Raw genomic sequence first — 12,604 nt, forward strand, 5'->3', positions numbered from 1 at the left:
TGGGCGGTCCCTCTCCGTCGTCGTGGCGCTGGTGGCCCGGGGAGGTTGACCATGTGCGGATGACCTCCTCCCCCCGTCCCCGGCACGTCGGTGGCAGACCGGATCCGATAGGCGGGACCACCGCGCTCGGCGGAGAATGCGCTTCCGCCCGCGGGTACCTGCTGGACAACGCGCGCGCCGAGGCGGGCGAGCGATTCGTTCGGCTGGCCGAACTGTTCGACGGGGTGACGCGCGGACACTTCGATCGGCTGGGGCTCGGTGCCGGCTCACGCTGCTGGGTAGTGGGGGCCGGTGGCCCCGGTATCCCGGAGGCGCTCGTGGCGGCCGTCGGTCCGACCGGGCACGTGCTGGCCACGGACATCGACCCGTCGTGGCTGAAGGCAGGCGATCGGTACGAGGTGCGCCGGCACGACGTCGCCGCTGACCCGCCCCCGGAACCGGGGACGTTCGATCTGGTGCACGCCCGGCTCGTGCTGGTCCACGTACCCGACCGGGCTCGGGCGTTGGCCACAATGGCGGCAGCGCTACGGCCGGGCGGCTGGCTGCTGGTCGAGGACGCCGATACCGCTCTGCAGCCACTGGCATGCCTGGACGAAAGCGGCCCTGCGCAGCGGCGGGCCAACCGGCTGCGCGACGCGGTCCGGGAGCTGCTGGCGCGCCGCGGCGCAGACCTGCGCTACGGCCGAACACTGCCGCGGGCAATGCGTGAGGCCGGCTTGGTAGATGTCGCCGCGGGGGGCTCTTTCCCGGTCGGTGGGCTGGTCTGCGACCGGCTGGAGGCGGCGACCATCCGGCACGTGCGCGGCGAGCTGCTCGCAGCCGGCCTGGCCGAGGACACCGAGATCGACGCGCACCTGGCCGCGATCCACGCGGGCGAACTCGACCTGACACTCGCACCGCTGATCTCGGCCTGGGGACGCCGTCCAGCCGAGCACCCGCCGGCGCTCGGTTAGGTGCGGATCCCGGCGTTGTCCGACCTTCCCACAGCGCTGTCAGTCGAGAAGATCCTCGGGCCGCAGGAGTAGCCCTCACTCCTTGGAGAGCGCCGGGTACATCCGCGGCGACCCAGGCGCGGCACGGTCGTCATCCCCCGGGAGCGCGATCCGGTGACGGTCGACGCCGATCAGCGCCGTGCAGGGCCGGGTCCCGCGGCTGGTGCAGGGCGACGCGCAGGATCTCGGCCAGCTCAGCGGTGCGTGGTTCGACCCCGGTGACGAGGGACTGCAGGATGTAGCCGTCGACCGCGGCTGCGCCGGCGCGCACCCGTGTCGGATCTGCGGTGTGGCGGCCGATGAGGGTGTGCAGGACGTCGAGCCAGTAGTGCACGGCCGGTCTCAGCGAGGGCCGCCGGGTCGCCAGCACGTAGAGCTCGTAGCCGACGATGACGCGGTCACGATGTTGATGTACGAACCGCACGAGTTCCTCCGCCAGCCAGGCGACATCGCTGTCCCCTGCGGGGGTGGGCAAAGCTTCCACGAGTTGCTCGGTGTCGGCGCGCAGGGCGGCGGTGAGCAGGTCGTCGAGGCTGGTGAAGTAGTAGGTCGCGGCGCTCTTGGGGACGCCGGCTTCGGCGGCGACGCCGCGGTGGGTGAGACCGGCGACGCCGTCTCGGGCGATCACCCGCACCGCGGCGTCGATCAGCTGGGTGCGGCGCCGGGCTCCACGACGGCGGCGACCGTCGGTCTCCTGATCGGTGTCGCGGGTCATGCATTACCACCACCGGCGTTGAGGAAGGCCACGCCGATGAGGACAAGACCGAGACCGATGCCCTGGCGTCGGGTCAGGCGGTCGCCGAAGACCAGGATGCCACCCAGGGCCGCGAACGCGATTCCCGCGCCGGTCCACACCGCATAGCCGACCGCGAGTGACACGCCACCGGCGATCGCCCGGCCCACCAGCACGACCGAGCCCTCGATCCCGGCGAATGCCAGCACCGTCGCCAGCGGACGACGCAGCCCGCGCGAGGCGCGCAACGCCCCGAGCCCGATCGCTTCGGCGACCACCGCGGCAACCAACCACCACGTGCTGGTCATCGCGGGCTCGCCCCCTGTGGTCGCTTGCGCGGGGGGACCTGCAGCGCAAGCAGCCCGGCCAGAAGTATCAGTACGCCGACCAACTGCAGCCAGGAGATCGGTTCGTCGAACACCCAGGCGCTCAGCCCTGTCGCGGCCAGCAGCCCGGTAGCGGTCAACATGCCGTAGGCCACGCCCAGGCCGATACCACGTTCGAGGACCCGGGAGAACAACACGATGGCGATCGCGTAGCCGATGAAGACCCCGAGCGCCGGCAGGGGCCGGGTCAAGCCCTCCGACAGGCGCAGCGAGGCCGTGCCCGCCACTTCCGCAGCAATCGCACCCACCAGCAGCACCCACCACGGCACCGGGAAACCTGGACTCATGTCCCACATGTTAGGTGGCGGGGACGCCCACACCCGGCGCGCAGCTACGGATCACCGACTCCGCCGGCACCTGCGCATCACGGGGTTCCTCACCACCACCGCGACGGAGATGACATCCAGGACTTCTCCGCAGGCGCACGTCCACCAGCCGGCCGGTACGCGGGCGAGGACTCCCTCGTGGTCACCGACACCAGCCTGGCACGTCCGTGCCGTGCCGTGGCCGGCGTCGACGCCCCACTGCGATCGCCACGAGATCGCGATCGCGCTCCCGACCGGGACACCAACCGCCGCCTGCTCGATTGACAACGGCGTCACCGGTAACGCTGAGCTGCTCGCCTGGTTCGTAGACCCCGCTGCGGGTCCTCGACTGGGCTCGCAGGTGAGAATTGTCGACGGCGCGCCCGGGTCGCGACGTGGTCCACTTCACGATTCGGGGACCGTCCGGAGCAGGTTCATCTCACCCGAACAGGCGATGCGGTCCGGATGTGAGACGCAGCGCGGCCCGCAGGATGGCGACCGCGGCTTCGGTTTCATAACCCCGGACGCAGGCGGCGACGATCTCTTCGTCCACGTGTCCGTGATCATGGGGTCGGAGCCGCTGCAGAAGGGTGACCGGGTCCGGTACGCGGTGCGTCAGAGCGACCGGGGCCCGCAGGCCGACCGGCGTCGAACGCCTCTGAAGAGGCGGCCCCACCGCGAGGCGCGAGGAGTCCGCCGACAGCCGCGCCGTGCCGGGTGCCGAGATGGCGCTCGTCGCGCGACAGATCATCGACCTCGACGGAGCGCCCGGGCACAGGCGCGCAGCACAACACGCCCACCTCGCCGTGGCCCGCTCCACGCTGCTCGACCTGGATCACGGCCGCCGACCGCAACGGCCGCTCCTCCGACTACGAGCGGTTCACCGCCCGTGCCAGGACGCTGTCCGGGAAGCTGCGCGGCCTGAGCCCCGGCTAGGCGGTCGTCGCCGCGGTGGTTGCCGCCACCACGGCGTCGAGCTGTCCCAACAGGCTGGCGTTCATCCCCTGATAGTCGGCCGCGTGCTCGTCGTCGATCTTTTGTGCGACCGCCTCGAGAGCCTTTTCCGTCTGTTCGACGGCGACGTCGCGCTCGGCCGCGGCGGCGTCCCGGGCATCACCTCTGGCGGTGTCCATCCGCGCATAGACCTCCTCCTGGAGCTCCAGGCTCTCCACCACGTCACCGACCTCCGCCGAGAGGAACTCTGGTACCTCGACCTCGTCGAGGTACTCCTTCGTCTTCGCGAACGACGTGGTGTAGGACTTGCTCTCCTGGTACTCGGCGTAGTCGATGGGTTTGGTAGCGACCTCGAAGAGCTTGGTCATGAACCCACCCGCACCCACGACGCGGCTGAACGTTGTGTTGCGGTCGAAATCGGCCGGGTTGTCGTAGAGCGTCATCGTCACCTCGGCGTCGTGCAGCGCGCCGTCGATCGCCGTGGTCGCCTCGGCGCCGATCCCGGCGTGCTCGAGCTCGGTGCGCGCGTCGGACAGCATGACCCTGAGGAGGTCGGCCTTCCCCGCGAAGTGCTCATCGGAAGTGGCATTCGGCAGTAGCGACTTGGCGATCGCCATACGCGCGCCGATGTACGCCAGGAACCTCTGGTCGGCCTCACCGGCGCCGCGTTCGCTGGTTCTCAGCGCTTCGGTGAGCTGGTCGAGGGCCACGGTGGTCAGGTCGTGGCTCTTCACGAAGCCCGGCAGGTACACGATGTAGCTGTAGGGGCGGACGATCTGGGCGTTCTGGGCGTTGAGGCTGTCCACGCAGCCCTTGTAGAAATCAGTCGTGTCCTCGGTGGGCGCGAACTTCGCGAAGCTGACCAGACACTCCTCCGCCATGCTCTTGTACTTCTTCACCTCCGTGAGGTGTCGCGCGGCGTGCCCGGCGTAGAGATCGTGCGTGCCCCTGATCTTCTCGACCGAGGTGATGTACTCGGTCGCCGCGGCGCTGAGACCTTCGAGCACCTTCCGGTTCGCCGGATTGAGGATCTCGTTGCGCTCCGCGTCGGCACTGTCGCTGGAGGAGAGGTAGTCGCCGTCGACGAGTTCGATGAATCTGTCCTGGATGGCGCCCGCGGTGGCGTAGTAGAAAATGCCCTGGAGATAGTACAGGTTCTCACTGAGGTCATCGTCCGCACTGGTGACCCCCGGAATCGCCTCGGTGCTCGCCTCGAGGTCGTGAACGAACCGCGCTCCCTCGCGGAGAGTGGCGTCCCTCAGGCGCGCCTTCTGGTAGTCCTCACTCATGGAGGCGAGGAGCTTCTCCGGGAGTTCCGGCGGGTGCGCAGTCGCCTCGACCAGCTCCAGGTCCCTCTTATCCCGCAAGCTCGTGACGTACCCGTCGGCGGTTTCCCTGAAGTCCGCCGCAGCGGAGTCGAGCGATACCTTCTGCCACAACAATCCGCCGATCAGCACGACGACCAGGCAGCCGACCCCCGCAACCAGCGCTATCCTCCGCCTCGATCGGGAGGGTTTCTCGGTGCCGTAGTTCGCCGCATTCACACCCCGATTTTACCTGGCCCCGATGAACGGGATCATGCCCCGGGGTCCGGGTCGATCTACCGAGGTGAACTGTTAGCGACGTGCAACGAGACACGGCGTGTCGGGGAGCATGGCGGACCCGGGCGCCGATGCGGCGGGCAACTTCGCGGATTTCGTCCTGACCATAGGAGGTGCGCACCCCGGAGATCGACATCCACGCGGGGCGCGCGGGGTCGCAGCGTTCGGCAGCATGCACTTCGCGATCACCTCGATGACCGATGCCGACCACCGCAAGCAGTTCTTCGCACCCGTCATCGACGACGTCGAGCGCATCCTTGCGGTGCGCGCCGTCTACCTGGCCGTGCGCGACACGTCCCGGACCTCGGCCCCGACCACACCGTCCGGCTGACGACCCGGTCCGGGGGCGGTGGTGGCGCGGACGACCAGTCGGGGCGCGACGATCAGCTCCCGCTCGGTGACCGGCGTCCCGTCCAGCCGGTCCACGGCACGCGTGACGGCGAGCGTGGTGATCTGCTCGGTGTCCTGGGCGATTGTCGTCAGGTTGACGTGCGACAGGCGGGCGAGCCGGCTGTCGTCGTAGCCGACCACGCTGACGTCCCCGGGCACGGCCAGGCCGGCGCGCTGCAGCACGTCCAGCACGCCGAGGGCGCAGCGGTCGTTGAACACGGTAACGGCGCTGGGCCGTGGATCGAGGTCGAGCAGGGCGCGGGCGGCCGCGGCACCGTCCTCCTCGGCGAGCCCGCCGGGCAGGAGCCGGATCTCGGCATCGAGGCCGTGGCGGAGCATGGCGTCGCGGTAACCGCGACGGCGGTCGGCAGCGCCCGGGGCCCGCCCACCGTCGACGTGGGTGATCCGGCGGTGGCCGAGCGCGACGAGGTGGTCCACGGCCTGGTGCAGCCCCAGACCGTCGGCGGTGCGCACGACGTCGAGGGCGCGGTGGCGTGCCGCCCGGGCCACGACCACGACGGGCAGGCGGCCTGCGAGCTCGGCGAGCTGCGCGGTGGGCGCGTGCGGGCCGAGCAGGACGAGCGCCTCGCAGCGGTCCTGCATCAGGCTCGCCACGGCGCGCCCCTCGTCGCGCTGCGGGGTGACCGCGCTCAGCGCGAGCTCATAGCCGGCGCGGTCGGCCGCGGTGTAGAGGCCGGTGACGAGGTCGCCGTGGAAGGCGTGGTGGACGCCGAACGCGACGCCGAGCAGCCGGCTGCGGCTGCGGCGCAGCAACCGGGCGCGGGTGTCGGGGCGGTAGCCCAGCTCGTCGGCGGCCTGCAGCACCCGCTGCCGGGACGCCGCGCTCGCACCCGGGGCACCGCGGATCACGATCGAGACCAGTGCGACGGACACCCCCGCACGGGCGGCGACGTCGGCGAGGGTGGGCCGCCGGGCGCGCTCTGTCACGTCCGCACCCTACCGATCTATGCCTAGAACGTTCTAGACTTGTCCATCTAGAACGTTCTAGGCTCGAGGAGGAGCGGATGGACGAGATCGGGGTGGCCCTGGTCGGGGCCGGCCGGATGGGGGCGTTCCACGGCAGGTCGCTCGCGCGCCGGATCCCGGGGGCGCGGCTCGTGGCCGTCGCCGACCCGGCGCCCGGGATCGCGGAGCGCCTGGGCGCGGATCGCGCATACACCGATCCGGCGGAGGCGTTCGCGGACCCGGCCGTCGACGCGGTGGTGATCGCCGCGCCCGCCCGCTTCCACGCCGACCTGGTGGTGGCCGCGGCAAGGGCGGGCAAGGCCGTGTTCTGCGAGAAGCCGATGGCGCTCTCGCTGCCCGACGCCGACCGGGCCATCGACGCCGCCCGCGCCGCAGGCGTTCTGCTCCAGGTCGGGTTCAACCGGCGCTTCGCCCCGGACTGGCAGGCCGCCCGCGCGCTGCTCGACGACGGCCGGCTGGGCACCCCGCGCGTGCTGCGCTCGGTCACCCGCGACCCCGGCGGGTTCGACCCCTCCCGGGTGCCGCCGGACACGATCTTCAACGAGACCCTGATCCACGACTTCGACGCACTGCGGTTCCTCAACCCGGGCGCGGAGGCCGTCGAGGTGTATACCACCGCGGACGCGCTGGTCGAGCCCGAGTGGCGCGAACGCGGGCTCCTCGACACCGCCGTGGTCGTGGTGCGGTTCGACAACGGCGCCACCGGTGTCGCCGAGGCGTGCTTCGAGGCCGCCTACGGCTACGACGTACGCGGCGAGGTGTTCGGCTCCGGCGGCATGGCCACCATGGGCGACGGGCGCCGCTCCGGGACGGTCTTCTCCGGTGCAGAAGGCCGGATCGTGGAGACCGCCCGCAGCGACCAGGAGCTCCTCGCGGGCGCCTACGTCGCGGAGCTCGCCGCGTTCGTCGACGCCGTCCGCGACGGGACACCGGCGGCGCCGGTGGGCGGAGAGGACGCGCGTGCGGCGCTGGCGATCGCGCTGGCCGCGGCCCAGTCGGTGCGCGCGGGACGCCCGGTCCGGATCGAGGAGGTCGGGAAGTGAGCGGATTCCGCCTCGCGGCGTCCGCGGAGATGCTGTTCCTCGACCTGCCGTTCGAGGAGCGCGTGCGCCGCATCGCCGATCTCGGGTTCGAGGTCGAAATCTGGGACTGGACGGCGAAGGACGTCGCCGCGCTCGCCGGGACCGGGGCGACGTTCTCCTCGATGACCGGCTACGTCCGCGGCACCCTCGCCGATCCCGCCGGAGCCGAGGAGCTGCTGCGCACGGCGGAGGAGTCGCTCCGGGTCGCCGACGAGCTCGACTGTCCACGCCTCAACGTGCACGGAACCGGCCTCGACGACCGCGGTCTGCCCGTGGTGGCCTCGCAGGTCGTCACGCCGCAGATGTGGCTGACCGCCGCGCGGACGCTGACCCGCCTCGCCGAGCTCGGGGAGCGCGCCGGGCGCGTGTTCACCCTCGAGAACCTCAACACCGCCGTCGACCACCCCGGCGTGCCGTTCGCCGGTGCCGCCGACGCGCTCGCGCTCGTCGAGGCCGTCGACAGCCCGCACCTGCGGCTCAACCTCGACCTCTACCACGCGCAGATCGGCGAGGGGAACCTCGTGCAGCTCGTCGAGCGCGCGCTGCCGGTCGTCGGGGAGATCCAGGTCGCCGACGTTCCGGGTCGCTGCGAACCCGGCACCGGCGAGATCCACTACCCGGCGATCGCCGCAACCCTGGACCGCCTCTGCTACGCGGGTGTGGTCGGGCTCGAAGGTTGGGCGTCGGGCGACCCGACCCGGGCCCTCGAACGCTTCCGCACCGCGTTCGCCCCTCCGGCAGGGACGTCGTCCACCTCCCCGCTGGAGGGGTGAACTCACGCCTCGGACGTCGCGTCGCCGCCGTCAGGGCGACAGGGCGCCGGACAGGTTGTCCACCGGGCTGGTCGTGGAGCGGTCACGGTCGTCGGCCTGGGCTGCGGACGGGACCGCTGGCGCGTGTGGTTCCCACTCGGGCCGGTGCGGTCTCAGGACGAGCCCGCGATCCACGCGGTAAGCGGCCGACAAAACGGGTCGACCGGACGGGACCCGCGACTCCGCGTTGTCGACCAGCGGTCACGACCAGCGCAATGAGGCGACCGGGAACACCGCGTCGTCACTCGGGGCTGGACCGGACCGTGGCGGAGGCGCGGAACGGGGCCGAGGGGCACGCGGGGGGCACGAACGGCGATGGCGGCCGTTCCCGTGATCGGATGCGGCCGCCGTTGTTGCTGGTAGAGCTGGTGGAGCGGGCGACGGGAATCGAACCCGCGTAGCCAGTTTGGAAGACTGGGGCTCTACCATTGAGCTACGCCCGCGTGTCCCTGCCGGGACACTCTGAGGCTACCCGACAGCGCGCGTCCGGCGTCGGACGGGACCTGCTCGACGCGCAGGACGGACATCGCCCGTTCGCGCAGCCGCGTGCCGATGTCCTGCGAACGTCACCCGCCGAGGGCGAGTCGACGTCCGGCGTCGACAGCGGCGTCGGCGAGCATCCGGCCGATCCGGTGAGCGTCGAGGCGGTGGAGCCGGTAGACGGGCACGCACACCGAGAGCCCGGCGACCGGCCGACCCGCGTCGTCGACGACGGCGCTCCCCACGCCGCCGACCTCCGCGCGGTACCCGCCCACGTTGATCGCATAGCCGCGGGCGCGCACCCTCGCCAGCTCCTGGCGCAGTAGTCCGGGCTCGGACAGGGATGCGTCGGTGTGGCGTGGCAGCGGCACCGACAACACCCACTCCAGACGTTCCGGAGTGAGGGCGGCGAGCTGCGCGAGGCCCGGCGAGACGCAGTGGGCGGGCGAGCGGCTGCCGAGGACGGCGACCGACAGCACCGGCTGCGGTGACTCCAGCTGCTCGAGGTAGACGATGTGTCGGCCATCGAGCTTGGTCAAATGGATCGTCTCGCCGGTCTGGTCGCGCAGCTCGGACATGACGGAGCGCAGCTCACCGGACAGGTCGAGCTCGGCGGTGCGCCCGGTGAGGCCGAGCAGACCCGGACCGAGGCGGTAGCTGCGGTCCTCGTCCTGCACGAGCCAGCCGCGGGCGACGAGGGTGCGGGCGAGCCGGAACGCGGTGGCCTTACCGGTGTCGAGCACCTCTGCCAACTGCGTGGCGCTCAGGCTCTCGTGCGCGGCCAACGCCTCGACCATCGAAACGGCCCGCTCGACGGACGACAGACTGGTGGATTCGACGCTCTTGACCCCCGGCACCGGGTGAGCATAGCGGAACGCTGAGACCTGCGCCACGAAACGTTCCGGCATGAGAAATCGTCTGTTGCCTATAGCGGAATCAAGGGGATACCGTCCGCCGCACGCGGCCGACGACGGCTGTGCGCCAACAAGGGCGTTGCGAGGAGCACACGATGGAGAGAACCCAGGACGTCGGCCGGCGGCAGGTCGTCTCGGCCGGGATCGCGTCGGTCATGGGATGGGGTATGGACCTCTACGACCTCATGATCATCCTGTACGTCGCATCCACGATCGGACCGCTGCTGGTGCCCGCAGGCTCCACGACGCTCCAGCTGGCCTTCGTCTACGCGTCGTTCGCGGTCACGCTGATCATGCGACCGGCGGGTTCCGCGGTGTTCGGCAGCTTCGCCGACCGCAACGGCCGCAAGAAGGCGATGCTGGTGGCGATCACCGGTGTCGGCGTGTCCACTGCCCTGATGGGGCTCGTCCCCACCTACGCCGTGGCGGGCGTGGCGGCACCGCTGCTGTTCGTGCTGCTACGCCTCGTGCAGGGCGTGTTCGTGGGCGGTGTGGTCGCATCGACGCACACCCTTGGCACCGAGACCGTCGGTCCGCGCCACCGCGGCCTGATGTCCGGGCTGGTGTCCGGCGGCGGTGCCGGTGTCGGCGCGGTGCTCGCTTCCACGGTCTTCTTCGTGGTCTCGTCGCTCTTCCCGGGCGAGGCGTTCACCACCGTCGGCTGGCGCGTGATGTTCCTGAGCGGGCTGCTCGCCGCCGCGCTGAGCTTCTTCGTCTACCGGCGCACCGAGGAGTCGCCGCTGTGGGCAGGCAAGGACGAGCAGGCCGGCCCGCGTGCGAGCCGGTCCCCGCTGCGTACTCTCTTCTCCCCCAGTTACCGCCCGATCTTCCTCGTCAACCTGGTGCTGGTGACGGGTGGCGCGTCGCTGTACTACCTGACGGTCGGCTTCTTCCCGACGTTCTTCGACACGACCATCGGGCTGCCCAAGACCACGGCCGCCGCGGTGCTGATCGTGATCAACCTCGCGGTCGTCCTCGGGGGTGTGCTGGGCGGGATGCTCAGCGACCGGATCGGCCGTCGACGGACCTTCCTGGCCCTCGGGATCCCGACACTGCTCATCGTCTGCCCGCTGTACCTGCTGACCAGCACGCTCACCGGTGACGACGTGGCGCTCGTGCTGCTCCTCTGCGCGATCATGGGCTTGCTGATGATGACCGCGACCGCGCCGATCATGATCTTCCTCAACGAGCGGTTCCCCACGGCCATCCGCGCCACCGGCACCGGTATGAGCTGGAACGCCGGGTACGCGCTCGGCGGGATGACGCCCACCGTGGTCACCCTGCTCAGCCCCGAGGTCGCCGACATCCCCTCCCGGGTCACGGCGGTGTTCGCCGTCATGGCGGTGCTCTTCCTCCTCGGAGCGGCGATCGCGCCCGAGACGGCGGGCCGCGACCTGCGCGCCGTCGACGCCCCTGGCGAACAGCCGGTCGGGCCGAGCGCAGAGCACCAGCCTTCATGACGACGAGGAGTTCCGGCCGCGGCACCGTCGTCCTGCTGCACAGCCTCGGCACCGACCACGGGCTGTGGGAGGCGCAGGTGCCGGCTCTGCAGGCGGCGGGCTACGACGTCCTCGCTCCGGACAGCGCGGGCCACGGCGGAGACCGCGGACCCGGTCCGCGGGACCTCACCGACTGGGTGGACGAGGTCGACGCAGCGGTGCCCGCCGACGGAGCGCACCTCGTGGGCCTGTCGATGGGCGGGGTGCAAGCGCTCGCGTACGCGCTGGCCCACCCGGACCGGATCCGGTCGCTGGTGCTCGCCAACACCTTCGCCGAGCTCGACACGGCCGTCGCCGAGACGAAGATCGCCGGCATCGTGTCGGCGGTGGGCGAGCAGGGCATGCCCGCCTACGCCCTGACCTACCTGCGCGACACGCTGACCGTCGACCTGGAGCCCGAGCGGCGAGAACGCCTGCGCGCCAGCATCGCGGCCGTCGCCGCCCCTGCCTACCTCGCCTCCGCCCGCACCTGCTTCCGCGTGGGGCTGCGGGACCGGCTGCCCGAGGTGAGCGCGCCGACCCTCGTCGTCGCCGGCGCCGATGACCGCAAAACCCCGCTCCCGCTGGCCGAGACCCTGCGGGACGGGATCGGCGGAGCGCGCCTGGTGAGCGTTCGCGACGCCGGCCACCTGTCGTGCGTGGAGGCGCCGGAGGCCTTCACCGCGGCAGTGCTCGACTTCCTCGCCGAGCACTCCCCCGTGCCGACCGGCGAGGCGGCGCGGTGAGCGGCGTGACCGCCGTCATCACGGGCGGGGCGAGCGGGATCGGAGCGGCGGTGGTCGAGTCGCTCGCCGCGGACGGCGTCCGCTGCGTGGTGGTCGATCTCGCAGAGCCGGCCGCGCCGGTCGCCGGCGTGGAGTACCTGTCCGCCGACGTCAGCACCGAGGAGGGCAACCAGGCACTGCTCGACGGGCTGGCCGGGCGCGGGATCGCGCGGGTCGAGCACCTCGTGCACTGCGCGGCGGTGCTGCACTACTCGTCGTTCCGGGAGACCGAGCGTGCCGCCTGGCAGCGCGTGCTGCGCGTCAACCTCGAGGGCACCATCGCGATCACCCAGACGCTCGTGCCGCTGATGGGCAGCGGCGGCCGGATCGTGCTGTTCGCCTCCGGCACGGTCTTCAAGGGGCCGCCCAACGTGTTCGCCTACGCCGCGTCGAAAGCCGGGGTGATCGGCTTCGCCCGCTGCCTCGCCTCCGAGCTCGGCGACGACGGCATCACCGTGAACGTGGTCGCGCCCGGCATCACGGCAACACCGATGAGCGAGCTCATGTCCGAGACCGAGGAGGCCAACATCGCCGGCCGCGCGATCCGCCGCCGGGCCGTCCCGCAGGACATCGTCGGCTCGGTGCGCTTCCTGCTCTCCGACGCCGCCGCGTTCGTGACCGGTCAGACCCTCTGCGTGGACGGGGGTTCGGTGAAGCACTGACCTGCCGACCCCCGCCCCAGACCCGCCACCCCGAGGAGGAACA

At 71.4% G+C, this 12,604-nt stretch carries 13 protein-coding genes, 1 tRNA gene and 1 pseudogene; 8 read left to right on the forward strand and 7 right to left on the reverse strand.

Annotation, left to right across the window (positions count from 1 at the left end; all coding sequences use genetic code 11):
* Window positions 1-59 precede the first annotated feature (59 nt).
* Window positions 60-953, forward strand: a complete 894-nt coding sequence (locus CFP66_RS26315; RefSeq protein ID WP_094927964.1) for a methyltransferase domain-containing protein — start codon at window positions 60-62, stop codon at window positions 951-953.
* Between the two features lie 130 nt (window positions 954-1,083).
* On the opposite strand, the gene CFP66_RS26320 is transcribed toward CFP66_RS26315, so the two are convergent.
* The 3 genes from CFP66_RS26320 to CFP66_RS26330 are packed head-to-tail and all read right to left on the reverse strand — an operon-like array spanning window position 1,084 to window position 2,398.
* Window positions 1,084-1,707 (reverse strand): TetR/AcrR family transcriptional regulator, encoded by a 624-nt coding sequence (locus CFP66_RS26320; RefSeq protein ID WP_094927851.1) that lies wholly within the window; start codon window positions 1,705-1,707, stop codon window positions 1,084-1,086.
* Complete coding sequence (locus tag CFP66_RS26325) at window positions 1,704-2,033, reverse strand: multidrug efflux SMR transporter (RefSeq protein ID WP_094927852.1); 330 nt, start codon at window positions 2,031-2,033, stop codon at window positions 1,704-1,706. Before CFP66_RS26325 ends, CFP66_RS26320 begins: the two co-directional genes overlap by 4 nt.
* Entirely contained in the window at window positions 2,030-2,398 is a 369-nt protein-coding gene (locus CFP66_RS26330; RefSeq protein WP_158228219.1) for a multidrug efflux SMR transporter, read from the reverse strand. The genes CFP66_RS26325 and CFP66_RS26330 overlap by 4 nt, the downstream gene beginning before the upstream one ends.
* Window positions 2,399-2,903: 505 nt before the next feature.
* Between CFP66_RS26330 and CFP66_RS50405 the strand changes: the two are divergent.
* A pseudogene (locus CFP66_RS50405) lies at window positions 2,904-3,062 on the forward strand (cold-shock protein); the annotation flags it as partial.
* A 286-nt stretch (window positions 3,063-3,348) separates the two neighbouring features.
* Here the strand turns inward: CFP66_RS50405 and CFP66_RS26340 are convergent.
* Complete coding sequence (locus CFP66_RS26340; RefSeq protein ID WP_143517382.1) at window positions 3,349-4,914, reverse strand: hypothetical protein; 1,566 nt, start codon at window positions 4,912-4,914, stop codon at window positions 3,349-3,351.
* A 229-nt stretch (window positions 4,915-5,143) separates the two neighbouring features.
* On the opposite strand from CFP66_RS26340, the gene CFP66_RS48035 reads away from it, so the two are divergent.
* The gene (locus CFP66_RS48035) at window positions 5,144-5,302 is read left to right on the forward strand and encodes a hypothetical protein (RefSeq protein ID WP_158228220.1); all 159 of its coding nucleotides are present in this window, start codon (window positions 5,144-5,146) and stop codon (window positions 5,300-5,302) included.
* Here the strand turns inward: CFP66_RS48035 and CFP66_RS26350 are convergent.
* Entirely contained in the window at window positions 5,245-6,309 is a 1,065-nt protein-coding gene (locus CFP66_RS26350) for a LacI family DNA-binding transcriptional regulator (RefSeq protein ID WP_094927856.1), read from the reverse strand. The genes CFP66_RS48035 and CFP66_RS26350 overlap by 58 nt on opposite strands.
* A 77-nt stretch (window positions 6,310-6,386) precedes the next feature.
* Between CFP66_RS26350 and CFP66_RS26355 the strand changes: the two genes are divergently transcribed.
* Both CFP66_RS26355 and CFP66_RS26360 read left to right on the forward strand, forming a co-directional pair.
* Window positions 6,387-7,391 (forward strand): Gfo/Idh/MocA family oxidoreductase, encoded by a 1,005-nt coding sequence (locus CFP66_RS26355; RefSeq protein WP_094927857.1) that lies wholly within the window; start codon window positions 6,387-6,389, stop codon window positions 7,389-7,391.
* Window positions 7,388-8,203, forward strand: a complete 816-nt coding sequence (locus tag CFP66_RS26360; protein WP_094927858.1) for a TIM barrel protein — start codon at window positions 7,388-7,390, stop codon at window positions 8,201-8,203. The genes CFP66_RS26355 and CFP66_RS26360 overlap by 4 nt, the downstream gene beginning before the upstream one ends.
* A 408-nt stretch (window positions 8,204-8,611) precedes the next feature.
* On the opposite strand, the gene CFP66_RS26365 is transcribed toward CFP66_RS26360, so the two are convergent.
* Together CFP66_RS26365 and CFP66_RS26370 are read right to left on the reverse strand one after the other, a co-directional pair.
* A tRNA-Gly gene (locus tag CFP66_RS26365) sits at window positions 8,612-8,685 on the reverse strand.
* Between the two features lie 123 nt (window positions 8,686-8,808).
* The gene (locus tag CFP66_RS26370) at window positions 8,809-9,579 is read right to left on the reverse strand and encodes an IclR family transcriptional regulator (protein ID WP_158228221.1); all 771 of its coding nucleotides are present in this window, start codon (window positions 9,577-9,579) and stop codon (window positions 8,809-8,811) included.
* 152 nt (window positions 9,580-9,731) lie between these two features.
* On the opposite strand from CFP66_RS26370, the gene CFP66_RS26375 reads away from it, so the two are divergent.
* Genes CFP66_RS26375 through CFP66_RS26385 form a run of 3 tightly spaced genes read left to right on the forward strand, consistent with a single transcriptional unit; the run spans window position 9,732 to window position 12,561 of the window.
* Entirely contained in the window at window positions 9,732-11,096 is a 1,365-nt protein-coding gene (locus CFP66_RS26375; protein WP_094927860.1) for an MFS transporter, read from the forward strand.
* Window positions 11,093-11,860 carry an alpha/beta fold hydrolase gene (locus CFP66_RS26380; RefSeq protein WP_094927861.1) on the forward strand — a complete coding sequence of 256 codons (768 nt, stop codon included), beginning with the start codon at window positions 11,093-11,095 and terminating at the stop codon, window positions 11,858-11,860. Before CFP66_RS26375 ends, CFP66_RS26380 begins: the two co-directional genes overlap by 4 nt.
* Window positions 11,857-12,561: an SDR family NAD(P)-dependent oxidoreductase gene (locus CFP66_RS26385; RefSeq protein ID WP_158228222.1), complete on the forward strand. Its 705-nt coding sequence runs from the start codon at window positions 11,857-11,859 to the stop codon at window positions 12,559-12,561. The genes CFP66_RS26380 and CFP66_RS26385 overlap by 4 nt, the downstream gene beginning before the upstream one ends.
* The last annotated feature ends 43 nt before the right edge of the window (window positions 12,562-12,604 follow it).

This window comes from Pseudonocardia sp. MH-G8, assembly GCF_002262885.1.
Classification (GTDB): domain Bacteria; phylum Actinomycetota; class Actinomycetes; order Mycobacteriales; family Pseudonocardiaceae; genus Pseudonocardia.

Excerpts from the sequence above, each read along its gene's own strand:
- CFP66_RS26315 (WP_094927964.1), top strand. The coding sequence starts at position 60 with ATGACCTCCTCCCCCCGTCCCCGGCACGTCGGTGGCAGACCGGATCCG.
- CFP66_RS26320 (WP_094927851.1), bottom strand. The coding sequence starts at position 1,707 with ATGACCCGCGACACCGATCAGGAGACCGACGGTCGCCGCCGTCGTGGA.
- CFP66_RS26325 (WP_094927852.1), bottom strand. The coding sequence starts at position 2,033 with ATGACCAGCACGTGGTGGTTGGTTGCCGCGGTGGTCGCCGAAGCGATC.
- CFP66_RS26330 (WP_158228219.1), bottom strand. The coding sequence starts at position 2,398 with ATGAGTCCAGGTTTCCCGGTGCCGTGGTGGGTGCTGCTGGTGGGTGCG.
- CFP66_RS48035 (WP_158228220.1), top strand. The coding sequence starts at position 5,144 with ATGCACTTCGCGATCACCTCGATGACCGATGCCGACCACCGCAAGCAG.
- CFP66_RS26355 (WP_094927857.1), top strand. The coding sequence starts at position 6,387 with ATGGACGAGATCGGGGTGGCCCTGGTCGGGGCCGGCCGGATGGGGGCG.
- CFP66_RS26375 (WP_094927860.1), top strand. The coding sequence starts at position 9,732 with ATGGAGAGAACCCAGGACGTCGGCCGGCGGCAGGTCGTCTCGGCCGGG.
- CFP66_RS26380 (WP_094927861.1), top strand. The coding sequence starts at position 11,093 with ATGACGACGAGGAGTTCCGGCCGCGGCACCGTCGTCCTGCTGCACAGC.